The organism is Pedobacter aquatilis, from assembly GCF_032678405.1.
GTDB classification, from domain to species: Bacteria; Bacteroidota; Bacteroidia; order Sphingobacteriales; family Sphingobacteriaceae; genus Pedobacter; species Pedobacter aquatilis_A.
In genome coordinates this window covers 869,614-896,014 of sequence record NZ_JAVTSJ010000001.1, presented here as the reverse complement: position 1 = coordinate 896,014, position 26,401 = coordinate 869,614, and the positions used below count along the sequence as shown (strand labels likewise).

Below are 26,401 nucleotides of genomic sequence, written 5' to 3'. Positions count from 1 at the left end.
CCTCAGCATGACAAAACGTTTATTGTCATTCTGAACATAGTGAAGAATCTGCAAGCGATGAAAAGAAAACTTTAATAATAGCACAATCATTAATTGCGTTGCATTAGCAAGGCTAGAAGTAAAAAAAACAGATGCTTCGTGCCTCAGCATGACAACACTAATGCTAGATGAATCATTCGTAATGATAAACAAATAAATGCAACAGACTAACCATCTATATAAAATCAAGGGATTGCCGATTATGGCATTGCTGCTTTTTGCTGCAAACTTCTCATTTGCCCAGAAGGCAAAACCTGTTGAGCCACCGAAGCCTATTTTTAGGACCAAAGAAGGTAAAATGGCTTACACCCCTGATGAACTGGGGAACCGCATTCCGGATTTTTCTTATGCTGGTTATATGGCAGGTGATCAGGCGATTCCTGACGCGGCCATTAAAGTAATTGTACCGGTATCAAAAAGTGATGCCACTTTAAGGATTCAATCGGCCATTAATTACATTGCAAAATTACCTGTTGGAAAAGATGGCCTGCGTGGTGCTGTTTTACTGGAAAAAGGAACTTATGAAGTAAGCGGAACCTTGAAGTTATCAGCATCTGGTATTGTACTTCGTGGCAGTGGAACAGGTGATAACGGAACAAAGATTTTTGCTACAGGGTTAGACCGCATTGGTGTAATCAGAATCCTCGGCAAAAAGAACAGAATTGAAGAAGCACCAATAGCTATCACAGATAGTTACGTACCTGTTAATGCAAATCAGATTTCTGTAGCCAATGCTTCAGGTTTTAAGGTTGGCGATGAGATTATCATTAACCGTCCTTCTACGAAAGAGTGGATTGAAACGCTTAAAACGGTTGAATTTGGCGGTGGTGAAAGTGCTTTAGGCTGGAAACCCGGAACGAGGGATATTCGCTGGGACAGAAAAATTACTGCTGTAAAGGGGAATACACTGACGATTGATGCACCAATCACGACTGCTTTGGATAGCAAATATGGTAGTGCAACGATATCAAAATACCAGTGGAATGGAAGAATTGCAAAAACAGGCGTTGAAAACCTGATCCTGGCATCAGATTATCATCAAGAAAATATTAAAGATGAATACCATCGTTGGACAGCGATTTGTTTAGAAAATGTACAGGATGCATGGGTTCGTCAGGTTGTATTTAAGCACTTTGCAGGTTCTGCTGTTAATGTGCTTGAAACTGCCAAAAGAGTAACAGTTGAGGATTGTAAATCGCTTGAACCGGTCTCAGAAATCGGCGGCGAAAGGAGAAATACCTTTTTTACTACCGGTCAGCAAACGCTTTTCCAGCGTTTATATGCTGAATATGGTTATCATGATTTTGCTGTAGGGTTTTGTGCTCCAGGGCCTAATGTTTTTGTGCAGTGTCAATCTTACTTACCTTTCAGTTTTAGCGGAACCATCGACAGCTGGGCCTCGGGTGTATTGTTTGATATTGTGAATGTGGATGGACAGGCTTTAAGTTATTTAAACCGTGGTCAGGATGGTCAGGGTGCTGGCTGGAGCGCGGCAAACAGCGTTTTCTGGCAGTGCAGTGCGGCGAGGGTGGATAATCCACAACCGCCAACAGCTCAGAACTGGGCATTCGGTACATGGTCACAATTTACGGGTAACGGTTATTGGGATATGTCGAACGAACAGATTCAGCCAAGAAGTTTATATTATGCGCAGCTAAAGGATAGGATAGGCGCTGAGGCGGATAAACGTGCTTTTGTACTTCCTGTAGAAACGGAAGCATCGAGCAGCCCGCCGGTTGATGTAGCTCAGAGTTTAACTAAACTCGCCTATAAACCAGCACTAACAGTTGCAGAATTTATCGATTCGGCAGCTGAAAGGAACAAAATTCCTTTAGGGGATGGTCAGGCTAAAAGCATTGATAAAATCGGGCTGGATAAAGTTATTACGCCGGAATTGGCAGCCGCAATGCGCATTAAAAATGGCTGGCTGGTTCGCGGAAATGAAGTTGAATTGGGTAACCGGCAGGAAGTTCCCTGGTGGAACGGCAGTGCACGCCCTTATGGATTAAAAAATACGAAATTCCATGCTACGCGTTTTGTTCCCGGGCGTGAGGGCAATGGTTTAACCGATAACTTAGATGAGATAACCGATTCGATGAAGAATGGTTCGGTTAAAATCCTCGATCATAATTACGGTCTCTGGTACGACAGGAGAAGAGATGATCACGAACGTATCCGCCGTATGGATGGAGAAGTGTGGGCGCCATTTTACGAACTTCCTTTTGCCCGAAGCGGACAGGATAAAGCATGGGATGGTTTGAGTAAATACGACATTACGAAGTATAACCTTTGGTATTGGGACAGGTTGAAAAAGTTTGCCAATCTCGCAGACCAGAAAGGTTTGGTATTGATTCACGAAAACTATTTTCAGCACAATATTATCGAGGCGGGGGCACATTATGCAGATTTTCCATGGCGTACGGCAAACAACATCAACAATACCGGATTCCCCGAACCCGTACCTTACGCAGGTGATAAGCGTATTTTTATGGCTGAGCAGTTTTACGATATTACCAATGAACACCGTAAGGCCATCCATAAAGCCTATATCCGCAAATGTTTAGAGAATTTCGACGGAAACTCTGGGGTAATCCAGTTGATCGGAGCTGAATTTACAGGTCCTTTACATTTCGTTCAATTCTGGATTGATACCATCGATGAATGGGAAAAGGAAACTGGAAAGCACCCTGTTATAGGTTTAAGTGTAACCAAAGACGTTCAGGATGCGATTTTAGCTGATGAAAAAAGAGCAAAAGTAGTCGACTTGATCGATATCAGATATTGGCACTATCAGGCTGATGGAAAGGCTTATGCACCCCAGGGAGGATTAAACCTGGCTCCCCGTCAGCATGCCCGTTTGCTAAAACCTAAAAAAACATCGTTTGAAGAAGTTTATCATGCTGTTTCGGAATACAAAACAAAGTTTCCTGAAAAAGCGGTGATTTATTCAGGCGATAGTTACGATAGTTTCGGATGGGCAATTTTAATGGCAGGTGGTTCTTTATCCAATGCACAAAATATTGATAAGAATACATTGAGTGCCATTTCAACTATGAAACCATTTCTTCCCGCAGGGAAAAACGGTCATGTTTATGGATTGGAAAATGTCGGGAAATCATATCTGCTGTACAATTCTTCAACAGAAGCTGCCGCTCTTGATTTGACTAATTACGCTGGCAAATTCAGCGTGAAAATATTGGACTCCAAAAAAGGCAATATCCTTAAGGAAGAAAAAATAAACGGAAATACCGTAGCAAAAATTAATAAAGTTGGAAAGGGCGATGAAGTAATTATCATCAATAAAATATAGAATATGACGCTTAAAAATCAAATATATCTTTTCTCAATATTTGCTATTACCGCTTTTGGTTGTAAACAAAAACCTCATTTCGGAGATAAAAGCCTGCTGGTATCTGATAACGGCAGATATTTGACTACCGGTGATGGAAAACCTTTTTTCTGGCTTGGTGATACAGGTTGGTTATTGTTTGGTCGTTTAACCAGAGAAGAGGCTAATACCTATCTCGAAGACCGTAAACAGAAGGGTTTTAATGTGATTCAGGTGATGCTGCTGCACGATGTCCCTTCAAGAAATATTTATATGGATTCATCAGTAGTTCATGCCGATGTATCGAAACCCATGGTTACTGCCGGAAACAATCCTAAGGATTCACTGGCTTATGATTATTGGGATCATGTAGATTATATCGTAGATAAAGCAGCTGAAAAAGGACTATATATGGCGCTCGTACCTGTTTGGGGCACCAATGTAAAAACAGGAAAGGTAAAAGAAGCCCAGGCTAAGGTTTACGCAAAATTTCTTGCTGATAGATATAAAGAAAAATGGAACATCATCTGGTTAAACGGTGGCGATATCCGTGGTGATGATAAGGGAAATGTGTGGAAAGCCATTGGCGAAACCTTACGTGCAAACGATCCAAACCACTTGATTACCTTTCACCCGAGGGGAAGAACAGCCTCTTCGCAATGGTTTCATAATTCGGCATGGAGTGATTTTGATATGGTACAATCAGGTCACCGCCGTTACGATCAGGATACTTCAGCCAAAGAGAAATTACATTATGGAGAAGACAACTGGAAATACATCGAAGCCGATTATAAACTAAAGCCAACAAAGCCAACCATTGATGGAGAGCCTTCTTATGAAGATATTCCGCAAGGTTTACACGATACGACACAGCCACGATGGAAAGATAGCGATGTAAGGCGTTACGGTTACTGGTCGGTTTTTGCAGGTGCATTTGGTTACACCTATGGTCATAATTCGGTGATGCAGATGTATAAGTTTACGGATAAGAAACCTGCTTATGGTCCGCATGAGCAATGGATTACCGCGATCAATGCGCCGGGAGCAAAGCAGATGCAGTATCTTAAAGACCTGATGCTTTCCCGCTCTTACTTCGACCGTGTACCTGACCAGACACTAGTTGCAGGTCAGAACGGTGAAAAATATGAACGGGTGATTGCAACCAGAGGAGAAGAATTTGCCATGCTCTACACTTACACTGGTAAAAACTTTAGCGTGCAGATGGGGAAAATTGATGGCGATGAGGTAAAAGCATCCTGGTTTGATCCGCGTACGGGGAAGGTTACCTTAATTGGTGAGTTTGAAAATAAAGGGATTAAAGAATTTAATCCACCAGGGGAACCTGCAAACGGAAATGATTGGGTATTGATATTGGATAAAGTGTAAAATAAATTATGCTGTCATTTCCTAATTATATTGGGAATCCTAAAGTATTAGCAGGTTGCATTAAGATACCCGCCTGCGCGGGAATGACGGGAGAAAGAGGAGAGGACGATGAGATAATAATGCCGTCATTCCCAATTTAATTGGGAATCTTAAAGCGTTAGCAGGTTGCATTAAGTTTCCCGCCTGCGCGGGAATGAAGGCTGAACGAGGAGAGTACGAAGATATAATAAGGTCGTCATTCCTAATTAAATTGGGAATCCTAAAGTATTAGCAGGTTGCATTAAGATACCCGCCTGCGTGGGAATGACGGAAAAAAGAAAGATAAATGTTAAAATCAAAGTTCATATCATCCTTTCGGTTAGTCATGATAGGCTTAGCTTTTTGCGGATTAACTTCATGCTCGAAGCAGGCCTACATCTTTACCTCATTCCATGAACCAGCAACGGATGGGTTAAGGATGTTGTACAGCGATGATGCTTACCACTGGACAGATTTGAATAAAGTTTTGCTGAAACCTGAAATTGGAACGCAAAAGGTACTACGCGACCCTTCTATTGTGCAAGGTCCTGATGGCACCTTTCATCTGGTGTGGACCAGTAGCTGGAAAGGTGATAAGGGATTCGGTTATGCCAGTTCTAAAGATTTAATTCACTGGAGCGATCAAAAGTTTCTTCCGGTAATGGAAAAGGAACCTAAAACGGTAAACGTATGGGCCCCTGAGATTTTCTACGACAGTGAGAAAAAGGAATTTGTGATCATATGGGCATCCACGATCCCTTTCCGTTTTGAAAAAGGGGTAGAAGAGGAAGAAAACAATCACCGGATGTATAGCATCACCACAAAAGACTTTAAGTCTTTTTCGGAAACGAAACTGTTTTTAGACCCTGGTTTTAGTGTAATTGATGCGGTGATTGTGAAAAGGGCGGCAAAGGATTATGTATTGGTTTTAAAAGATAATACCCGTCCGAACCGGAATTTAAAAGTAGCTTTTGCTAAGGATGCTTTAGGACCATATCAACATGTTTCGGAAACTTTTAGCCCGAAGTTAACCGAAGGTCCAACTGTGGTGAAAGTGGGTAAAAAGTGGCTGATTTACTTTGATGCTTATGGCCAGAAAGTTTATTCTGCTTACGAAACTTCAGATTTTAAAAGTTTTAAAGATGTAACGGCGCAGGTTTCCATTCCTGAAGGCCATAAACACGGAACGATTATAAAAGTGAGTAGGAAAGTGATTGAGGGGTTGAAGAAATATTAATTACAAACCTCACAGGTTTTTAAAACCTGTAAGGTTTACGCGTAGCGAAAGGATGAACGACAAAGCAATCTGAGTTCATAAACACGGGACGATTATAAAAGTAATTGAAGAAAGATGTTAAACCGTAAAAAGTTGTTGTCATCCTGAGGTACGAAGGATCTGTAAGCGATGAAAATCTGACTCACCGACACGCAACGGCTGAAGTCAGTAATAATAGCGTAGAGATTCTTCCTTCGTCAGAATGACAAAGCGTAAATAATGAAAATGAAAATAGTTAAAATACTTTGTTTAACAGTGCTCTTTGCGGTTGGGATACAAACCTTGCAAGCACAAGATACAGTGCGTTATACCGGTAAGACTTTAGTCAACGCAGACTATCCCCATGGTCAACTTTCACCGGTAATTGGCGTGCATAGTATTCAGACTTTCAGGGCCAATCGGGAGCATCCAGAACTGGCGGAAGGCTTTGGCTGGACGTACAACCATGCACCAATGCTGGCCTACTGGAACAATAAATTTTATGTAGAGTATTTAAGTGATAAGGTAGGTGAAAGTATTCCGCCAGGGCAAACTTTATTGCAATCTTCTGCAGATGGTTATACCTGGACCAAACCTGAGGTAATTTTTCCTGTTTACCGGATTCCTGATGGAACGACAAAGGAGGGTAGAACCGATGTAGCTAAAGATCTGGATGCCGTGATGCACCAAAGAATGGGCTTTTATGTTTCTACTAAAAATGTATTCCTGGTGTTGGGATTTTACGCCATTAGTTTTGATGCAAAGGATGATCCTAATGACGGCCATGGCATAGGCCGTGCGGTTCGTGAAATTCAAGCCGATGGCAAGTATGGCCCTATATACTTCATTCATTACAATCCGGGATATTCAGAGAAAAACACCCGCTATCCATATTTTACCAAAAGTAAAAACAAAGCTTTCGTAGCCGCTTGTAATGAGTTATTGGCAAACAGGCTCATGACCCAGCAGTGGAATGAAGAAGCGGACCGTAAAGATCCGTTAATTACCTTGCAAAAGCAATATAAGGCCTTTAGTTATTATCACTTACCTGATGGAAGAGTGGTTGGTTTATGGAAAAATGCCCTTACGGCAATCAGTACCGATAATGGCAAAAGCTGGCCGGAAAGTGCATTCCGTGCACCAGGTTTTGTGAATAGTAATGCTAAAATCTGGGGGCAGAAAACTTCAGATGGGAATTTTGCTACGGTTTACAATCCTTCAGAATACCGTTGGCCGCTAGCCATTTCGACCAGTAAAAATGGATTGGAATACACCAATCTTTTATTGGTAAATGGAGAGATTACACCCATGCGATATGGTGGCAATTACAAGTCTTATGGTCCGCAGTATGTTCGTGGAATTGAGGAAGGAAATGGTAAACCTGCAGATGGTAAACTATGGGTAACCTACAGCATGAATAAAGAAGACATCTGGGTATCGTCAGTTCCTGTTCCGGTAAATGATCAGGCCACTCAGCATGTTAATGATGATTTTAGCACTATGGCCAAAGGTAAAGAACTGGAGTGGTGGAATATTTATAGTCCGCTTTGGGCATCTGTGAAAGTAGAAAATGGTGCCTTAACTTTAAAAGACAAAGATCCATTTGATTATGCAAAAGCGGAACGGATCTTCCCCGCTTCCCCTAAGATTGTTACTTCATTTTCTGTTACACCAAAACAAAACGATTTCGGATTATTGGAAATTGAGCTTCAGGATGCAAAAGGAATGGCTACGGTTCGGTTAACGTTCGACACTGCCGGAACAATTAGTGCTAAAGCAGGCGCCAGGTATAAAAATTTCATGAAGTATGAATCTGGAAAAACGTACGACATGAAGCTGAAACTAGATGCGCACACACGCTTTTATACCATTACGGTGAATGGTAAGGATGTTTTAACGAGTCTGGCTTTTCAGCCTGTAGCTGATGTTTTCAGAATTGTTTTCCGTACAGGCGATGTTCGCCGCTTTCCGGACGTGGATACGCCTGCCGATCAGACATATGATTTGAAGAACGCCGGAGAAGCGGAGAAAAAAGAAGCTGTTTATTCGATAAAATATTTAAAAACGAAGAGGTTTTAGGATGGAAAGGTTTAATGGTTTACGTTTATCGTTTAGGGTTTTAGTGGGATGGTTTACTACACTGTTCGTCATTCCGACCGTAGCGGAGGAATCTTTGTCACCAATTACAAAGATTTCTCGGCTTCGTTGCACTCCGCTCGAAATGACGAAATGGTGGCTAGGCTGCTTTTGTTTCCGCAAAGTAAGCTTGGTAGCCACGCTTTTGCTATTATGTTTATTTTCCGCCAACGCTAAAGTCCTTTTGCCGCAGATTTTATCCAGCAACATGGTGTTGCAGCGGGATAAACCCATTAATATCTGGGGATTTGCGGCAGCCAATGAAAAAGTTGAAGTGAGTTTTGCGGGACAAAAGAAAACGACGATAGCCAATCAAAATGGAAACTGGTCGGTAGAGTTAAGTCCGCTTAGAACTTCTGCAAAGCCACAAACCATGACCATTACCGGCTCAAATAAAATCGAGTTAAATAATATTCTGGTTGGTGAAGTCTGGGTATGTTCAGGTCAGTCGAACATGGAGTACCAGATGCGTAAGCTGGCTAAAATTCCTAAACCTAAAAATGAAAAATTAGGCTTTCCGTCTGATGAAGTGGAGAAAGCAAAGAATACGCAAATCAGGATTTTCCTGGTTAACCGCAAAACATTAAGTAAACCCGATTCCATTCATAAAAGCTGGGCCGTAGCTGAAGATTCGGCATTAAGGGCATTTTCTGCCGTTGGTTATTTCTTTGCGAAAGAAGTTCAGGCAAAATTGGGTATTCCTGTAGGTGTAATTTCTTCATCCGTTTCGGGAAGTGCCATAGAGCCCTGGGTTGCACCAGAAGCATTTGCGCAAGAACCTTATTTCAAAAATGTAAAAGTGGGCAATGATCCTGGTAAGTTTTATACGCCGATGATTGAGCCACTCACAAAATTTAAAATCCGTGGATTTTTATGGTATCAGGGGGAAACCAACTGCTTCCTGAATGAAACCATTTCTTACAGTTATAAGCTGAAAACCCTGATCAATCTTTGGCGTAAGACCTGGGGAGAGCAGGATTTACCTTTTTATTATGTTCAAATTGCTCCATTTGATTACAGTAAGCAAAAAAGTGATAAGGTTGTTTTGACAGCTGATACAGAACCAAATTTTTGGGAGGCGCAACAACAGCTACTGCGGCTGCCCAATACGGCGATGATTTCCACCTCAGATTTGAACGATAATGGTGGCGATTTACACCCAACCTATAAATGGGAGGTGGGCAGAAGATTGGCCTTGCTGGCATTGGGGAAAACATACAAACAAATCACTGGTTTTTCAGGTCCGGTTTACAAATCCGTTGCTTTCAGGAATAGTGAAGTGATATTGGATTTCGATTATTTAAAACCTGTAAACACTGAGCTTTCGGGATTTACGATTGCAGGAAGCGACGGCAAATTTGTAGAGGCGCATGCAGTTGTGAAGAATGGAAAGGTGATGGTATCAGCCGATGGAGTGAAACAGCCGGTAGCTGTTCGGTATAACTGGACTGAAAATCCAACAGGTAACTTTTACAGTAATGGTTTACCAGCACTTCCTTTTCGTACAGATAATCCCTTAACCACACAATTTAAAACCAATTAATGAGACGCAGTTTAATTTTTTTCTGGTGTTTATTCCTGATGTTTTGCGTAGTTAAGGCGCAACAAACAGAGACATTGTACTTGTCGGGTACCGGGAATGATGATACCGTAAACTGGGATTTCTTTTGCACTGCAGGTGCAAAATCCGGCGTGTGGACTACCATTCCTGTTCCTTCAAATTGGGAGTTGCAAGGCTTTGGGAAATACAATTACGGTTTCAATAAAGAAGAGAACAAGGGAAAAGAGCAGGGACTGTATAAATATACGTTCAGGGTTCCGGAGAGTTGGAAAGACAAGCAAATTAATATCGTTTTCGAAGGCTCGATGACGGATACTGAAGTGAAGATCAACGGCAAATTGGCTGGTGAAATTCACCAGGGATCATTCTATGTATTTAAATACAATATTACCAAGCTCCTTAAGCCGGGTAACGATAATTTGCTGGAAGTAAAAGTGTCTAAACATTCTGCCAATGAATCGGTGAACAATGCTGAGCGAAAAGCAGATTTCTGGATTTTTGGTGGTATTTTCCGCCCGGTGTACCTGGAAGCATTACCTGAAAATCATATTAACAGGGTTCAGATTGATGCAAAGGCAAATGGCGAATTTATTGCAATTGTAAATTCAACTGGTGATTATGACAGGATTGCAACCAGAATAACCGATAAAAACGGAAAGGCTTTGGGGTTTATACCAGATTTAATCGTGATGGGTGGAGATAAAAATTACCGGATCAGCTATAAATTACCAAAGCCGAAATTATGGTCATCAGAGTTCCCAAATCTACACACCGCAACTTTTACTTTATATCAGGCCAATAAGGTCGTCCATACTATTTCTAAAAAAATCGGTTTCAGAACCATAGAAGTTAAAGAACGCGATGGTGTTTACATCAATGGTGTAAAAATGAAATTCAAAGGCGTTAACCGGCATTCTTTCTACCCTTCATCGGGGCGTACCACCAGTAAAAAAATCAGTATAGCGGATGTATTGCTGATGAAAGAGATGAATATGAACGCTGTTCGCATGTCGCATTACCCGCCTGATGGCCACTTTCTGGATGTATGCGATTCGCTCGGTTTATTTGTGATGGATGAACTGGCTGGCTGGCACGGAACTTATAACACTGTCACCGGAACGAAACTAATGAAAGAGATGTTCCAGAATGATGAAAACCATCCTTCTATCATCTTTTGGGCCAATGGAAATGAAGGCGGACACAATCGGGAGCTAGACCATCTTTTTCCGGAAGAAGATATACAAAAACGACCATTGATACATCCATGGGAAGTTTTTGGCGGTTTCGAAACCACACATTACCGGGAATTTAATTATGGAATCGGTAATTATGACCATGGACATCAGATTGTTATGCCTACAGAATTTTTACATGGGATGTGGGATGGTGGCCATGGTGCAGGAATAGAAGATTATTGGAATGCCATGTGGCACAATCCACAATCTGCGGGAGGCTTTCTTTGGGATTTTGCCGACCAGGCCGTGGTACGCACGGATAAAAATGGTGAACTGGATACAGATGGCAACCATGGTCCGGATGGGATTGTTGGCCCTTATCATGAAAAAGAGGGTAGTTTCTTCACCATTAAAGAGGTGTGGAGTCCTGTTTTCATAGAGAAAAGAGAAATGACCCTTGGCTTCGACGGTACTTTTATCCTGGAAAACCGTTATGCTTTCACTAACCTGAATCAATGCAGTTTTGAATGGAAAATTAAAAGGCTTAAAGCCGGAGCGGATGCGGATTTCAAATCCGGTAAAGCAGATGCCCCAGATATTAAACCTTTAGAAAAAGGAACACTAAAAATTAACTTGCCTGCAGACTGGAGAAGCTTTGATGCCCTGTACTTAACGGCCAAAGGGCCTGATGGAAAAGAATTGTTTACCTGGAGCTATCCGATTGCTTTGCCAAAAGACGATGCAGAAAAACTGGTGGTGAAAACAGCAGCATCAAAAGTAGTTTTAAATGAAAATGCTAAAACTTATGAGGTTTCGGCAAATGGTATCGACCTCTCCTTTGATAAAGTTACAGGACTACTGCTTCAGGCTAAAAATTCGAAAGGTGTTATTCCTTTCTCGAATGGGCCCGTATTGCAGGAAGGAGAAAATAACTTTAAGAATTTCACCGCCAGAATGGATGGCAATAACCTGGTGATTTCATCCACATTTAATAAAAAGGAAAGTTTTAATACGCTGCAATGGACAGTCTATCCATCCGGATGGTTGAAAATGGAAGTGAAGTATTTCCCTTCTGCTTACTTCACCACTTTTGTCGGATTGAATTTCTCTTATCCGGAGTCGGAGATGAAGTCGGTAAATTATAAAGGTAATGGTCCTTACCGTGTTTGGAAAAACAGAATGAAGGGAACGCAGTTTGGGATCTGGAATAAGGATTACAATGATTCGGCAACAGGAGAACCAGGATGGCAGTATCCGGAGTTCAAAGGATATTATTCTAATATTTACTGGACGGAATTTATAGGTAAGCAGCAATCATTTAAGGTTGTTACCGATCGGGAAGATGTGTTCCTGAGGTTGTTTACACCAAAGAAATCGAAAGATACAGAGTATGATAATTTGAGTCCGACTTTTCCGAACGGCGATATTTCATTTATGAATGGAATCTCAGCAATCGGGACGAAAACCCAGAAACCGGAAACAACAGGCCCAATGGGTATGAAGCATGTGTTTTACGATTTTGATAAAGACCAGAGCCGGGCGTTGGATATGGTGTTGTATTTTTATTTTAGCGGGAAATAGGTTTTTACAAAATAAAGAGAAGAATGGCCCGCAGATTTAAGATGATTTACGCAGATAGAAATGGTTTCTGCGGTAATCTGCGAAATCAGCGGGAGAGTCATAAAGAGAGATTGCTTCGGCTCGCACGAATCCAGCCTCGCAATGACGAATGAAAGAATTATAAAACAATGAAAAAAATGGCCCGCAGATTTAAGGTGATTCACGCAGATAGAAATGGTTTCTGCGGTAATCTGTGAAATCAGCGGGAGAATAGAATTATTAAATGAATATTAAAATCTGCATATTAATCATCAGCATTTGTTTGCTACCCCTTACAAAATTGGTGGCGCAAATCTCCCTGCAACATACTACGTGCGAGATGCTGGAGAATCCTTTGGGGATTGATGTCAGGAAACCACGGCTGGCCTGGCAGATTGTAGCCAGAGAAAGAAATGTAATGCAGAATGCCTATCGGATCATTGTGGCTTCATCAGCGGAAAAACTACGTGCAGGCGAGGCTGATTTATGGGATTCGGAAAAAGTAAATTCAAACGCTTCTATTCATGTTACTTATGATGGAAAAGCGCTTAACAGCAGGGACAAAGCTTTTTGGAAAGTTAAAGTGTGGACGAGTGCAGGAGAGAGTGACTGGTCGGCGGTAAACTCCTTTTCGATGGGCTTGCTGAACTATAAAGACTGGCCTAAAGGCTGGATTGGTTTTGACAGAGCATTTCCATGGGATAATATCAAGACGGATTCACGCTTATCTGCAAGATACTTCAGAAAAGAATTTCAAAGTGTAAAGGAAATTAAGTCAGCAACGGCTTCAATCATCGGTTTAGGTTTGTATCAGCTTTACATCAATGGTAAAAAAGTGGGAGAAGATGTTTTATCGCCTTCTGCAACAGACTATACTAAAAATGTAAAATACAATACTTATGACGTAAAGGCCTATCTGCAGAAAGGTAAAAATGCGGTGGGTACGGTTTTAGGGAGTGGTCGTTTTTTCGCCATGCGCCAGAATGAAAAACCATATAAGATCAAAACCTTCGGCTTTCCGAAAATGCTGATGAATATTAATATCGTTTATACTGACGGTACTTCGGCGAACATTGATACCGATGATAGCTGGAAAGGCACTACTGATGGTCCGATACGGGCAAGTAATGAGTATGATGGGGAGGAATATGATGCAACAAAAGAAGTCACCGGATGGAATAATACAGGTTTTGATGACAGCAAGTGGGCCAAAGCAGAGTTTGTGCAGGAACCAGGCGGAACCATGGAAGCACAGATGAATGAGAATATGCGGGTGATGAATACCTTAAAACCTGTTTCTGTTAAGAGATTAGCTGATGGACGATACATCCTCGATATGGGGCAAAATATGGTGGGCTGGCTGCAGATAAGAGTGAAAGGCAGCAAAGGCAAGCAAATTAAGCTGCGGTTTGCAGAATCATTACAGGATAACGGGGAGCTGTTTACAGCCAATCTTCGCAATGCTAAATGTACCGATTTATACACTTTAAAGGGTGGAGAAACAGAAACCTGGGACCCTACTTTTACTTACCGTGGCTTTAGGTATGTTGAACTCAGTGGTTATGCCTATCAACCATCTGTAAATGATTTTACAGGCAAAATGATTTATGACAACATTAAAACTGTCGGCACATTTGAAACCTCAGATGCTTTAACGAACCAGATTTTCAAGAATGCGTGGTGGGGGATTGCGGGAAATTATAAAGGAATTCCAATTGATTGTCCGCAACGGAATGAGCGTATGCCATGGCTTGGCGATCGTGGAGCGGTGGCTTATGGTGAAAGTTTCCTGTTCGATAACGGCAGGTTTTATGCGAAATGGTTAACGGATATTAGAAATGCACAGAAAGAAGATGGTGCTATTCCGGATGTTGCTCCTGCATTCTGGCGTTATTACAGCGATAATATGACCTGGCCTGGAGCTATGCTACTTGTTGCCGAAATGCTTTACAAACAAACCGATGATGTAAATGCCATCCGCGATAATTATCCGGCAATGAAAAAATGGCTGGCTTATATGCAGGACCGCTATATGAAAGATTATATCCTGACCAAAGATAGCTATGGCGATTGGTGTATGCCTCCTGCAACGATTGAGGAAGGTCGTGGTAAAAGTGCTGATAAAAAATATCCTTCTGAATTACTCTCAACGGCCTACTACTACCACTTTACCCGCTTGATGATCGATTTTGCAAAAGTTAGTGGAAACGACGCAGATAAGAAGGACTTTGAACTTTTAGGCGATAAAATTAAAGAAGCATTCAACAAAAAATTCTATAACGATAAAGGATATTATGCCTCGAATGCCTTGACAGATAATATTATTCCGCTGTATTTCGGTATGGTTCCAAAGGATAAAGCAGAAACTGTTTTTAAAAATATTACTTACACCGTTGAGGTAACGAATAAGGGACATTTGAGTAATGGTTTAGTCGGTATACAATGGCTTATGCGGTGCCTGAATGACTATGGACGACCTGATCTGGCCTATACAGTTGCCACGCAAAAGACATATCCGGGTTGGGGTTATATGGTTGATCAAGGTGCCACCACCATTTGGGAATTATGGAACGGAAATACAGCCGACCAAAAAATGAATTCACAGAACCATGTGATGATGTTGGGTGATTTGCTGATCTGGTACTATGAAAATCTTGCAGGGATTAAATCAGAAAGTGCTGCGTTTAAGAAGATCATGATGAAGCCTGAAATGATTAATGGTTTGAATAGTGTAAATGCAAGCTATCATTCAGTTTATGGATTGATTAAAAGCAGCTATACTAAAACAGCGAAAGAATTTAAGTGGAACATTACGGTTCCGGCTAATGCAAGCGCGGTGGTTTATGTTCCGGCAGGGAATAGAAATGAGGTTTCGGAAAAGTTGAAATCAATTAAGGAACTAAAATTTGTAAAAATGGAGAATGGCCGGGTGATTTATGAGATTGGATCGGGCGATTATGAGTTTGTGGTAGGGAAAAAATAATGATAAAGTAGTCGTCATTCCCGCGCAGGCGGGAATCTTAAAGCAAAGAAAAATGTATCGCGAATGCATTAAGATTCCCAGTCAAGCTGGGAATGACGCAGCGAACTAAAAGGAATAGGAATTAAGAATATATCGTCATTTCGAGTGAAGTGCAACGCAACCGAGGAATCTTTTTACCTGCATTAAAAGATTTCTCCACTGCGGTCGAAATGACGAGCGGATATTGAAAATAAAGCTAAATGATGAAAAAATTTTTAAAACCATTTATGTTACTGACCATGCTGCTCAGTGCAGTAAACGGATTCAGTCAAACAAAAGATATTGTGGTGCCTGAAGAAATCCTTACCAGAGCAAAAGCATTTGTTGCGGTATTGAATTTAACTGATGCTTCGAAGAAGACAGCTGTTGAGCAGGTTATTGCCATCCATTTAACTACGGTAAAGGATTGGCATAACGACCATCCTTCATCAACTGTTCCGGATGGGATTAACCCGGTTACGGGCAATAAATTAAATGATCTGGATAAACAGATTATTGCTGATTCAGCGATGCCATCTTCAGTTCATCAGGCCTTAATGGCTGGGTTAACTCAGAATTTGTCTCCGGAGCAGGTAGAAACTATTTTAGATCAATATACAATTGGAAAGGTCGCTTTTACTATGAAAGGTTACAAGGCCATCGTTCCGGATTTAACTTCCGATGAGGAGGCAAAAATCCTGGCTTTTCTGAAGCAAGCGCGTGAGCAGGCGGTGGATTATAAAAACATGAAAGAGATTTCAGCAATTTTTGAGATTTATAAGACTAAATCGGAGCAGATGCTGAATAACAACGGACGCAGCTGGAGAGCACTTTACAGTGCTTATACGAAAAAGATAAAAGAAGAGAAAGCGGCACAGAAACAGTAGTAAACCGCTATTCATGGTGCGTCATTCCCGCGAAGGCGGGAATCTTAAAGCAAAAGGGAATGTGTTGTGAACGCATTAAGATTCCCAGTCAGGCTGGGAATGACGGCAGGATTAAAGTAATGAAGGAAGCAAAAATATTTATGTTAAAACAAAAAATATACATCACATTGGCAATGGTTTTTGCAATTGCACTTACCGCTAAAGCCCAGGTTGAAAAATGGCAAAAAGGAATCGTAAAGCAGGAATTTCTGTACGATAAGGCTTCCTTTCCATCCTGCCATTCGGCAACAATAGCTGAAACCCCAACCGGATTGGTAGCTTCATTTTTTGGGGGCACTAAGGAACGGAATCCCGACGTAGAGATCTATATCAGTCGTTTTGTTGATGGAAAATGGTTAGCGCCGGTTTCCGTAGCTAACGGTATTCAGGCTGATGGTAAACGGTTACCGACATGGAATCCGGTTCTGTACCAGGTTCCGGGAGGTGAATTGTTGTTGTTTTACAAAATCGGCCCAAAACCATCTGAGTGGTGGGGAATGATGAGGAGTTCGAAGGATGGTGGTAAAACCTGGTCGGATGCAACGAAACTACCCGACGGTTATATCGGACCAGTAAAAAACAAACCTGTTTTATTAAGCAATGGAAATCTGTTTGCGCCATCAAGTAAAGAGGGGAATGGCTGGAAGATTCATTTTGAGGTAACTAAAGATAACGGTAAAACCTGGCGTACTGTGGGACCATTGCAAGAGAATGGAATCAAAGCCATTCAACCGAGTATTTTACAGCATGGTAATGGGAAGCTTCAGATTTTGGCCAGAACTGCGAACAGGGCAATCGTAGAATCGTGGTCTGAAGATAATGGTGAAACCTGGTCTGCATTGACCAAAACATCTTTGCCGAACAATAATTCAGGAACGGACGCGGTAACGATGAAAGATGGTCGTCACGTGTTGGTTTACAACCATGTTTTGCCTCCGGGTGATCTTGCTAAAGGACCCAGAACACCATTGAATGTTGCGGTTTCAAATGATGGAAAAGAATGGTCTGCGGCACTTATTCTGGAGGATTCTCCGATCAGCCAGTATTCTTATCCCGCAGTGATTCAAACAGCAGATGGTATGCTTCACTTCATTTATACCTGGAGGAGGGAGAAAATCAGGCATGTTGTAGTTGATCCATCTAAATTGAAACTGAAGAAGATAGAGAACGGGACATGGCCAAAATTAAAAGGCTATACTGCTCCGGTGATTACTGAGACTAAAAACGAAGAGCCATGAGAATTTTAAATATAGATTGCTTCGGCTCACACAAACCCAGCCTCGCAATGACGGATTTATCGAGGCTATCCCTCGGTACTTCATCATTTCGAAGAATACCCTGTCCCGACTTTTCGGGAAAGCAATCTATGCTAGAAAAGTCAGATTGCTTCAGTTCACCGAATCCTGTAGTAACTATAAGTAGAGGTCGTCATTGCGAGGAGGTACGACGAAGCAATCTCTTAAAAGGAAACTAAAATATGGAACGAGGAGGATATGTTTATATCATGACCAGTAAAAATCATACTGTTTTATATGTTGGAGTGACCTCCGACTTAAGAAGTAGAATTTATGAGCACATCAATAATCATTACCCTACAAGTTTTACCTCAAAATATAAATGCCACAAGCTGGTTTATCATAACTTTTTCTGGAGCATTGAAGAAGCAATTGCAGAAGAAAAAAGAATAAAAGGAGGCAGCAGAGTAGCGAAATTAAAATTGATTAATGAATTTAATCCTGATTGGAATGATTTATTTGAAACATTGGACTAAGTCTTTTTCGTCGTCGAAGCGTGAAATAATTGAGTCTAAATTATCGGTATTAGATTGCTTCGGCTCACACAAACCCGGCCTCGCAATGACGTTAAAATGGTCGTCATTGCGAGGCACGAAGCAATCTCTTTTAGGTAAGTCAGATTGCTTCAGCTCGCACACATCAGGCTTCGCAATGACGGGCAGGGTGTTGATTTACCTGGCTATTTCACTTCTTGTCAGTTTTTTATCCCAAAACAACCTTCATGCCCAAATACAAAACACCGACAATCTTTATAAAAAGCCTCTGGTTGATGTTTTAAAAGAAATCCAATCCCGTTTTAAGGTTCAGATCAAATACACTGATGCCCAGGTAAAGGATAAATGGGTGAACTACGCAGAATGGCGTTTTCGCAGCAACCTGGATGAAACACTGACTAATGTGCTGATGCCGCTGGATATGAAGGTGAATAAAGAAAAACCAGGTGTTTATAAGCTTAAAGAGTACGAATATTACCGCTGGGAAGTTCAGGATGGCTGGGCATATTTAGATAGCCTGGCAACTAAATACCACGATAAAGCGAGTTGGGAAAAACGTAAAGCAGAAATCAAACCAGCGTTATATGAAGCATTGATGTTATCACCAATGCCTGCGAAGGTCAATTCAAAGCCAATCGTAACGGCAAAACGGATTTTTGATGGTTATTCTGTTGAAAACATCGCTTTAGAAATTCTTCCTGGTGTCTGGATCAACGGCTCTTTATACAAACCATTAAATGCAAAGGGTAAAATCCCGCTGGTTTTAAGTCCTGACGGCCATTGGGAGAAACAACGTTACAGGGCTGATTGCCAGATCCGCTGTGCAATGATTGCCAGAATGGGTGCGATGGCCTTTAGTTACGATTTGTTTGCATGGGGAGAGTCGATGCTTCAGTTTAAATATGAGGATCACCGCCGTAGCCTGGCTCAAACGGTTCAAACTTTAGGAGGCATCAGGATTCTGGATTATTTCACTTCGTTGAAAGAAACAGATACCACCAGAATTGGCATTAGCGGGGGGTCGGGTGCAGGCAGTCATTCGATTCTGATGACGGCCATGGATGACCGGATTAAGCTTAGCGCATCTGTTGTAGCCATGTCATCCTATTTTTATGGCGGATGCCCTTGCGAAAGCGGAATGCCAATCCACCAATGCGGTGGCGGTACCGATAATGTGGAGCTTGCAGCAATGGCTGCACCCCGTCCGATGTTGTTGGTATCTGATGGAGGCGACTGGACTGCTCACACACCCCAACATGATTTTCCATACCTGCAAAAAATGTACGGTTATTATGGCGTTCAGGGCAAAGTAGAAAATGTTCACTTGCCTGATGAAAAACATGATTTTGGAATTAATAAACGAATAGCCCTTTATGATTTCTTAATCAAAAACTTCAAGCTCAATGCAACTGCGGTGAAAGATAAGACCGATCAATACGATGAGGGTAAAGTAACGATTGAGAAAGAAAATGCACTATATGTGTTTGGTGACAAGGGTGAGAAGCTGCCTAAAAATGCGGTAATGGGATTTGAGAACCTGGAAAAACTGTTTCCAATAAAAGGCGATAACTAGTATGAAACCAACTGAGCAAAACAGAAGGACATTCTTAGCACAAATGGCATTATTAACAGGCACTTTAGCGTTGCCGGATATTTTGATGGCGGCAGTTCCAAAAAGCAAATATAAGATTGCCGTTATTGATTTGATGATTTTGAAAAGGCAAAAGATAAGTGCTTTACCATTAGCGAAGGAAATTGGCGCGGACGGACTGGAGCTGGATATGGGTGGTTTGGGAAACAGGGAAACTTTTGATAATAAACTCGCAGATCCAAAAATCCTGCAGGAATATCTGGAAAAAGCAAAAGAATTGAACCTGGAATTTTGTGCTTTGGCCATGACTGGTTTTTATGCGCAATCTTTTGCTACAAGGCCTACCTATCAAAAAATGATTCAGGATTGTTTAGATACTGCAAAAGCGATGAATATTAAAGTGGCATTTTTGCCATTAGGTGTTCAGGGTGATTTGGTAAAAAATCCGGAACTGAGAACTCCGATTGTCGAACGTTTAAAGGTGGCCGGTAAAATGGCTTCAAAGGCGGGTGTAGTTATCGGGATAGAAACTTCGCTGGATGCCCGTGGCGAGCTTCAGTTACTTAAAGAAATAGGTTCCAGAAATGTGAAGAGCTATTTCAACTTCTCGAATGCGGTAAAGAACGGACGGGATTTAAGTGAAGAGTTGCGTATTCTTGGTAGAAAAAACATCATACAGATCCATGCAACAAACGAAGATGGGGTTTGGTTGCAGCATGATCCGAAAATTGATCTGATAAAAGTGAAGCAAACCCTTGATGAGATGGGTTGGAGCGGTTGGTTAGTGGTAGAGCGGAGTAGGGATGCGGCACAACCAACCAATGTTAAGTATAATTTCAGTGCAAATACAAGCTACCTTAAATCAGTCTTTCAAGCCCGGTAACTTATGAAACAGATTCGTGTAATCATTTTGATCATATGCAGTTTGTTGTGCTTGAAAGCAGGTGCAGCTGATATTTACGTTGCAGTAAACGGTTCGGATAATAACCCGGGTTCGAAGGAAAAACCTTTGGCTACACTTCATTCAGCCATTCGCAAAGCGAGAGAATTAAGAAGGTTGCAAGATGAATCCATCAAAGGCGGCATCAAAATTCATGTTGGTAAAGGTGTTTACCAATTGCACGAGCCCCTTGTACTTCGTCCGGAAGACTCGGGTACAAAGGATAGCCCGACCGAAATTATTGGCGCTGATAGAGTGGTTTTAAGTGGAGGTGTTCAGATTGGAGGCTGGAAAAAGCCGGCCCATGCCATACAGGGATTACCAAAAGAAGCCATAGGGAAAGTATGGGTTACAGATGTGCCCAATTTTGATGGAAGTGATTTGCAGTTTCGTCAGCTTTGGGTAAACGGAAATAAAGCCACACGTGCGAAAAATTACAACGGAGCTTTAATGGGCCGGATTTTATCATGGGATAATCAAAAACAAACCTGCAGAATTCCACTTCAGAAAAACATCGATTTAGCCCATATCAAAGGCATGGAGATGCTTATCCATCAATGGTGGGCCATTGCTAATCTTCGTGTAAAATCCGTGAAAGTTGTTGGACAAAGTGCCGAGTTATCTTTTATGCAGCCTGAAAGCAGAATTCAGTCAGAGCATCCCTGGCCAGCACCCTGGATTTCGGATAAAACAGGTAATTCAGCTTTTTATCTAACCAATGCCATTCAGTTTTTAAACGAACCGGGAGAATGGTTTGAGGATTTGATCAACCATAAATTGTATTACTGGCCGAGGGCATCAGAAAATATGCTTCATGCTGAGGTTATTGCTCCCGCTATTGAAAATCTGGTGAAAATTGAAGGAACGATAGATCAGCCAATCTCTTTTATCGCTTTCAGGAATATATCATTTGAGCATTCAACCTGGTTGCGACCATCAAAACAAGGACATGTTCCGCACCAGGCAGGAATGTACATGCTTGATGCGTATAAATTAGACAAGGCTGGGACACCTGATAAAGCTTCATTGGAGAACCAGGCCTGGGTTGGACGGCCGGCATCGGCGATAGAAGTATCTTATGCAAGCCAAACAACGTTTGAAAATTGCCGCTTTTTACACCTGGCCTCTACCGGACTGGATTTGAAAAAGGGTACATCCGATAATGTGGTTAAAGGTAATTTGTTTAAGGATATTGGAGGAGCTGCGGTATTGACCGGAACTTTTTCTGATGAGGCGACGGAAGTACATTTACCTTATAACCCCTCTGATAAACGTGAAATTTGTACCAATGATCGCATCGAAAATAACTTCATTACGGACGTAACCAATGAAGATTGGGGTGCGGTTGGAATTGGTGCAGGTTATGTTCAGGGGATCAGAATTTTGCATAACGAGATTAGTGATGTTGCTTATTCAGGGATCAGCATGGGCTGGGGGTGGACCAAAAGCAAAAATGCGATGAAGAATAATACCATCAATGGTAACAAAATCCATCACTATGGAAAACACATGTACGATGTTGCCGGTATTTATACTTTGTCTGCCCAACCGGCATCATTCATTACAGAGAATGTAGTAGATAGCATTTACAAGGCACCTTTTGCCCATTTGCCGGAACATTGGTTTTATTTATATACCGATGAAGGATCATCTTACTTCACCATCAAAAACAACTGGACACCATCTCAAAAATATCTGCAAAATGCCAACGGGCCGGATAACTTGTGGGAAAATAACGGTCCGGGAGTTGCTGACAGCATAAAGCTGAAAGCCGGTTTAACACCTGCTTACCGTTATTTACTGCAGGAGAAAGCGCCGCATTCCCAGCGTGGAATTAATCAGGCAGAAGACAAATCGGTAGTATTTGAACTGGTTTTTGATGATAAAAACCTGCCCGGTGATAAAGTCCTGGAAAAATTTGCGGAAGAAAATAATCTTCTGCCCGGTGACATTTATAAGTGGAATAACCGATTGGTATTTTATACTTCAACATTAAAGGTTGAAAGCCTTCAACAGACTTTGAAGCGCCTGAATGCCAAAGAAATTAAGCTGTATGATGATCTGTTTTACGATTTTACACGGGCAAAAAACTGCGGTGATAAGCCCGTAGCAGTATGGGACAATATCATTTTATCTGCCAGTTTAGTCAAGGATGAAAAGATGCAACACGAGTACCTGGAGTATCATAAAACTCAGTTTGAGCGGTGGCCTGAAATCTCAAGGGGGTTTTGCAATGCCGAATTTCAGCGGCTCGTGATTTTTAAAAAAGACAGGCAATTAATGCTGATCATCAGTATTCCGAAAGGAAAGAAGCTGGATGACCTGAATCCAAAAACTATGGAGAATAATCCGCGGGTAGATGAATGGAATGCCATTATGAAAAAATACCAGGAGGGAATAGAAGGCACAAAACCGGGAGAAGTGTGGGTGTTTTTTAAGCCTATTGAATAATGCCCGTCATTGCGAGGAGGAACGACGAAGCAATCTAATTTTATAAGAAGTTAATAAAAGAGATTGCTTTAGCTCGCTCGAATCCAGCTTCGCAATGACGAAAATATTATTAATAATACAACGCTAAATATAAATATGTTAAGATTAGGAATTTTAGGTTTAGGAGAGGGAAGAAGTACAATTTCTGCCTCATTAACCAGCAGAAAGTTTAAGCTCATCCAGATTTGCGATGCCAATAAAAAGCTTTGTGAGGAAAGGGCTTTGGAATTTGATTTTCAGAACTGGACAACTAATTATGAGGATATGCTCACCAGTGATAAAATCGATATGATTGCGATTTATACGCCAGATCACCTGCATTTTGAGCACATCAAACTGGCTTTGTTACACGGCAAACATGTGGTATGTACCAAACCATTTATTGATGATTTAAGTCAGGCGAATGAGCTGCTTGAACTGGCGAAGAAATCAAGAAAGAAAATTTTTGTAGGGCAAAGCTCTCGTTTTTTTGAGCCGGCTATGCGCCAGCGTAAAGATTTCGACAAAGGATTGATAGGTGAATTAATTACCATTGAAAGTTATTACCATGCTGATCACCGATGGTTTCTGGAAAAGGGCTGGTCGCTAAAACAATCTTTTAAGTGGCTGTATGGCGGATTGAGCCATCCTGTGGATTTTATACGTTGGTACATGCCCGATATTGAAGAGGTGATGGGCTACGGGATGTTGAGCAGTAACGGCTTAAAAGCAGGATTGAAAAACCAGGACACCATGCACTTCATATTCAAGGCTAAGGATGGCAGAATTGCCCGCGTAAGTGGCGCTTATACCGGGCCTACGCAGCCAGCAAGCCGGGATAGTGGAATGAGCTGCATTTTGCGTGGAACAGAAGGCGCCAGCCAGGCCGATTACCATGAATTGCGTTACTCGGTTACTACAAAAACCGGGGAGGAAAAGATTATCACCTGGGGCGATTCGACTTTAAAACACTATTTCCGTTTTGAGGGGCAGAGCCACCATGCTGGTGAATACCAGAACTACCTGGACTATTTCGCGGATAGTATTAATAACAAATTTACCGCATACCCTGATTTGAAAGAAGGTATTGGCACCGTAGCGCTTTTACAAGCTATGGATAAATCAATGGAGACAGGTTTACCCGTGAAGGTTGATGATATTTTAAAAGCAAATAATATTACACGAGAATCTATAGGATTATAGCTTTCGATAAAAACCGCCACGGAAACACAGAGGACACGGGAAAGGGAATTTATTTTTATAATAGCGTACGGAGTAATCCTTAATAGATTGCTTCAGCTCGCTCAAGCCCAGCCTCGCAATGACGGAAGCTTGCATATTCTGTGAATTTCGTGTTTCAGTGGCAAAAATATAAGCATCGATAGGATTATAAAAATTTCGTCATTGCGGAATAGGATGCAATCCTTTATAGATTGCTTCAGCTCGCTCAAGCCCGGCTTCGCAATGACGGAAGCTTGCATATTCTGTGAATTTCGTGTTTCATTGGCAAAAAAAATAAACCAAACTAACCAAATAAATCAATGGGAAACATTGTAGAACGATTAACTAACCTCGATTACTTCATTGTGGTCGCCTATATCGCTGTTTTGATATTTATAGGATATCGGGCCAGTTTTTCTAAAAAAAATAACGGAGATGAGACATTATTTCTGGCCAATAAATCTTTAAACTGGTCGAGTATCGGCTTTAATATGTGGGGTACAAATGTTGGCCCTTCCATGTTGCTTGCTTTTGCCAGTATTGGCTATAGCACAGGCATAGTTGCAGTAAATTTCGATTGGTATGCCTTTATTTTTCTGTTTTTGCTGGCGATAGTATTTGCACCTAAGTATCTGGCCGCAAAAGTGAGCACCATGCCCGAGTTTATGGGAAACCGTTATGGTGATTCGACACAGAATATCCTGGCCTGGTATGCTTTGGTTAAAATTCTAATATCTTGGTTATCACTCGGGTTATTTGCAGGAGGTTTTCTGGTTCGTCAGATTCTGGGAATTCCCATGTGGCAATCGGTTACGGTTTTAGTGGCTTTTGCAGGTTTATTTACTTTTTTCGGTGGACTGAAAGCTATTGCTAAGGTGAATGTTTTTCAAATGATTTTATTGATTCTGGTTTCTCTATCGCTGATGCTCCTGGGCTTGAATAAAGTGGGCGGTATTTCTGTTTTATATGCTAAAACACCATCTCATTTCTGGAATTTAATCCAACCTGCCAGCGACCCGAAATATCCATGGTATGCCATCCTGTTAGGGTATCCCGTTGCTGCTGTTGCGTTCTTCTGTACTGATCAATCTATGGTTCAATCCGTTTTAGGCGCCAGGAACTTAAAACAGGGGCAACTTGGGGTGAACTTTATCGGTTGGTTAAAAATCTTATCGTTACCACTATTTATCGGAACAGGAATATTATGTTATGTGCTCTTTCCGGGTTTAAAAGATCCTAATGAAGCGTATATGACCATGGTTACCAATCTGTTTCCACCGGGGATGAACGGATTAGTCATTGTGGTACTGATAGCTGTTTTAGTGGGCACTATTGGTTCATCGCTAAATTCGTTAAGTACAGTATTTACGATGGATATCTATGTGAAGAAAATCAATCCTCAAGCTTCTAACAAACAGATTATTGGTGTTGGCCGATGGGCGGTTGTTGCGGGCTGTATTTTTGCGGTTATTGTTGTTCTGGCTATTGATAACATTAAAGGACTAAATCTGTTCGATGTATTCCAATCGGTACTCGGGTTTATTGCACCGCCATTGTCTGTGGTGTTTTTACTCACTGTTTTCTGGAAAAGAACTACCCGCAAAGCTGTGAATTTTACCCTTTCAGCTGGTTCAATTCTAAGCCTGGGTGTCGGCGTTACTTATCTCTGGATATTACCTCCTGATAAATACAACTTCTGGCCACATTACCTCATCCTTTCTTTTTTAATTTTTATCGGTTTACTGCTTCTGGCTATTGCTATTTCATTGTTCGACAGATCGCCCAGTGTTTATATTGCTAATGATGAACACGAAGCCAATATTGAAAAGCCGGACAGGACAGTTTGGGTAGCCTGGATTGCACTTGCTGTTGTAATGGTTGTACTGTATTTATTCTTTAACGGACATTAAAAATATAAATCCGTCATTGCTCCGTGTAAGAGTTTAAATGACGACAAATAAATAACT

At 41.5% G+C, this 26,401-nt stretch carries 15 protein-coding genes; all 15 read left to right on the top strand.

Annotated elements, in window-relative coordinates:
* Positions 1 to 196: 196 nt before the first annotated feature.
* The 15 genes from R2R71_RS03715 (at position 197) to R2R71_RS03645 (ending at position 26,344) form a co-directional block, all read left to right on the top strand.
* Positions 197 to 3,349 (top strand): DUF6298 domain-containing protein, encoded by a 3,153-nt coding sequence (locus R2R71_RS03715; RefSeq protein WP_316829900.1) that lies wholly within the window; start codon positions 197 to 199, stop codon positions 3,347 to 3,349.
* 3 nt (positions 3,350 to 3,352) lie between these two features.
* The gene (locus tag R2R71_RS03710; protein WP_316829899.1) at positions 3,353 to 4,753 is read left to right on the top strand and encodes a glycoside hydrolase family 140 protein; all 1,401 of its coding nucleotides are present in this window, start codon (positions 3,353 to 3,355) and stop codon (positions 4,751 to 4,753) included.
* 364 nt (positions 4,754 to 5,117) lie between these two features.
* On the top strand, positions 5,118 to 6,008 hold the full coding sequence (locus tag R2R71_RS03705) for a glycoside hydrolase family 43 protein (RefSeq protein ID WP_316829898.1): 891 nt from the start codon (positions 5,118 to 5,120) through the stop codon (positions 6,006 to 6,008).
* Between the two features lie 264 nt (positions 6,009 to 6,272).
* The gene (locus tag R2R71_RS03700; protein WP_316829897.1) at positions 6,273 to 8,105 is read left to right on the top strand and encodes a six-hairpin glycosidase; all 1,833 of its coding nucleotides are present in this window, start codon (positions 6,273 to 6,275) and stop codon (positions 8,103 to 8,105) included.
* A 241-nt stretch (positions 8,106 to 8,346) separates the two neighbouring features.
* Positions 8,347 to 9,705: a sialate O-acetylesterase gene (locus R2R71_RS03695; RefSeq protein ID WP_316829896.1), complete on the top strand. Its 1,359-nt coding sequence runs from the start codon at positions 8,347 to 8,349 to the stop codon at positions 9,703 to 9,705.
* Entirely contained in the window at positions 9,705 to 12,479 is a 2,775-nt protein-coding gene (locus R2R71_RS03690) for a glycoside hydrolase family 2 protein (protein ID WP_316829895.1), read from the top strand. The genes R2R71_RS03695 and R2R71_RS03690 overlap by 1 nt, the downstream gene beginning before the upstream one ends.
* A gap of 262 nt (positions 12,480 to 12,741) precedes the next feature.
* Positions 12,742 to 15,480, top strand: coding sequence for an alpha-L-rhamnosidase (locus R2R71_RS03685; RefSeq protein ID WP_316829894.1), 2,739 nt, complete (start codon positions 12,742 to 12,744; stop codon positions 15,478 to 15,480).
* Between the two features lie 239 nt (positions 15,481 to 15,719).
* Positions 15,720 to 16,385, top strand: a complete 666-nt coding sequence (locus R2R71_RS03680) for a DUF3826 domain-containing protein (RefSeq protein WP_316829893.1) — start codon at positions 15,720 to 15,722, stop codon at positions 16,383 to 16,385.
* Between the two features lie 140 nt (positions 16,386 to 16,525).
* On the top strand, positions 16,526 to 17,662 hold the full coding sequence (locus R2R71_RS03675) for a sialidase family protein (RefSeq protein ID WP_316829892.1): 1,137 nt from the start codon (positions 16,526 to 16,528) through the stop codon (positions 17,660 to 17,662).
* Between the two features lie 239 nt (positions 17,663 to 17,901).
* Positions 17,902 to 18,195, top strand: a complete 294-nt coding sequence (locus R2R71_RS03670; protein WP_316829891.1) for a GIY-YIG nuclease family protein — start codon at positions 17,902 to 17,904, stop codon at positions 18,193 to 18,195.
* Positions 18,149 to 19,786 (top strand): acetylxylan esterase, encoded by a 1,638-nt coding sequence (locus R2R71_RS03665; protein WP_316829890.1) that lies wholly within the window; start codon positions 18,149 to 18,151, stop codon positions 19,784 to 19,786. The genes R2R71_RS03670 and R2R71_RS03665 overlap by 47 nt, the downstream gene beginning before the upstream one ends.
* A gap of 1 nt (position 19,787) precedes the next feature.
* Entirely contained in the window at positions 19,788 to 20,687 is a 900-nt protein-coding gene (locus tag R2R71_RS03660; protein WP_316829889.1) for a sugar phosphate isomerase/epimerase family protein, read from the top strand.
* 3 nt (positions 20,688 to 20,690) lie between these two features.
* The gene (locus R2R71_RS03655; protein WP_316829888.1) at positions 20,691 to 23,195 is read left to right on the top strand and encodes an L-rhamnose mutarotase; all 2,505 of its coding nucleotides are present in this window, start codon (positions 20,691 to 20,693) and stop codon (positions 23,193 to 23,195) included.
* A 135-nt stretch (positions 23,196 to 23,330) separates the two neighbouring features.
* The gene (locus R2R71_RS03650; protein WP_316829887.1) at positions 23,331 to 24,416 is read left to right on the top strand and encodes a Gfo/Idh/MocA family oxidoreductase; all 1,086 of its coding nucleotides are present in this window, start codon (positions 23,331 to 23,333) and stop codon (positions 24,414 to 24,416) included.
* A gap of 338 nt (positions 24,417 to 24,754) precedes the next feature.
* The gene (locus tag R2R71_RS03645) at positions 24,755 to 26,344 is read left to right on the top strand and encodes a sodium:solute symporter family transporter (protein ID WP_316829886.1); all 1,590 of its coding nucleotides are present in this window, start codon (positions 24,755 to 24,757) and stop codon (positions 26,342 to 26,344) included.
* Positions 26,345 to 26,401: the final 57 nt, after the last annotated feature.

Excerpts from the sequence above, each read along its gene's own strand:
- R2R71_RS03680 (WP_316829893.1), top strand. The coding sequence starts at position 15,720 with ATGATGAAAAAATTTTTAAAACCATTTATGTTACTGACCATGCTGCTC.
- R2R71_RS03715 (WP_316829900.1), top strand. The coding sequence starts at position 197 with ATGCAACAGACTAACCATCTATATAAAATCAAGGGATTGCCGATTATG.
- R2R71_RS03665 (WP_316829890.1), top strand. The coding sequence starts at position 18,149 with ATGAATTTAATCCTGATTGGAATGATTTATTTGAAACATTGGACTAAG.
- R2R71_RS03690 (WP_316829895.1), top strand. The coding sequence starts at position 9,705 with ATGAGACGCAGTTTAATTTTTTTCTGGTGTTTATTCCTGATGTTTTGC.
- R2R71_RS03655 (WP_316829888.1), top strand. The coding sequence starts at position 20,691 with ATGAAACAGATTCGTGTAATCATTTTGATCATATGCAGTTTGTTGTGC.
- R2R71_RS03660 (WP_316829889.1), top strand. The coding sequence starts at position 19,788 with ATGAAACCAACTGAGCAAAACAGAAGGACATTCTTAGCACAAATGGCA.
- R2R71_RS03675 (WP_316829892.1), top strand. The coding sequence starts at position 16,526 with ATGTTAAAACAAAAAATATACATCACATTGGCAATGGTTTTTGCAATT.
- R2R71_RS03705 (WP_316829898.1), top strand. The coding sequence starts at position 5,118 with ATGATAGGCTTAGCTTTTTGCGGATTAACTTCATGCTCGAAGCAGGCC.
- R2R71_RS03685 (WP_316829894.1), top strand. The coding sequence starts at position 12,742 with ATGAATATTAAAATCTGCATATTAATCATCAGCATTTGTTTGCTACCC.
- R2R71_RS03700 (WP_316829897.1), top strand. The coding sequence starts at position 6,273 with ATGAAAATAGTTAAAATACTTTGTTTAACAGTGCTCTTTGCGGTTGGG.
- R2R71_RS03645 (WP_316829886.1), top strand. The coding sequence starts at position 24,755 with ATGGGAAACATTGTAGAACGATTAACTAACCTCGATTACTTCATTGTG.
- R2R71_RS03650 (WP_316829887.1), top strand. The coding sequence starts at position 23,331 with ATGTTAAGATTAGGAATTTTAGGTTTAGGAGAGGGAAGAAGTACAATT.
- R2R71_RS03670 (WP_316829891.1), top strand. The coding sequence starts at position 17,902 with ATGGAACGAGGAGGATATGTTTATATCATGACCAGTAAAAATCATACT.
- R2R71_RS03710 (WP_316829899.1), top strand. The coding sequence starts at position 3,353 with ATGACGCTTAAAAATCAAATATATCTTTTCTCAATATTTGCTATTACC.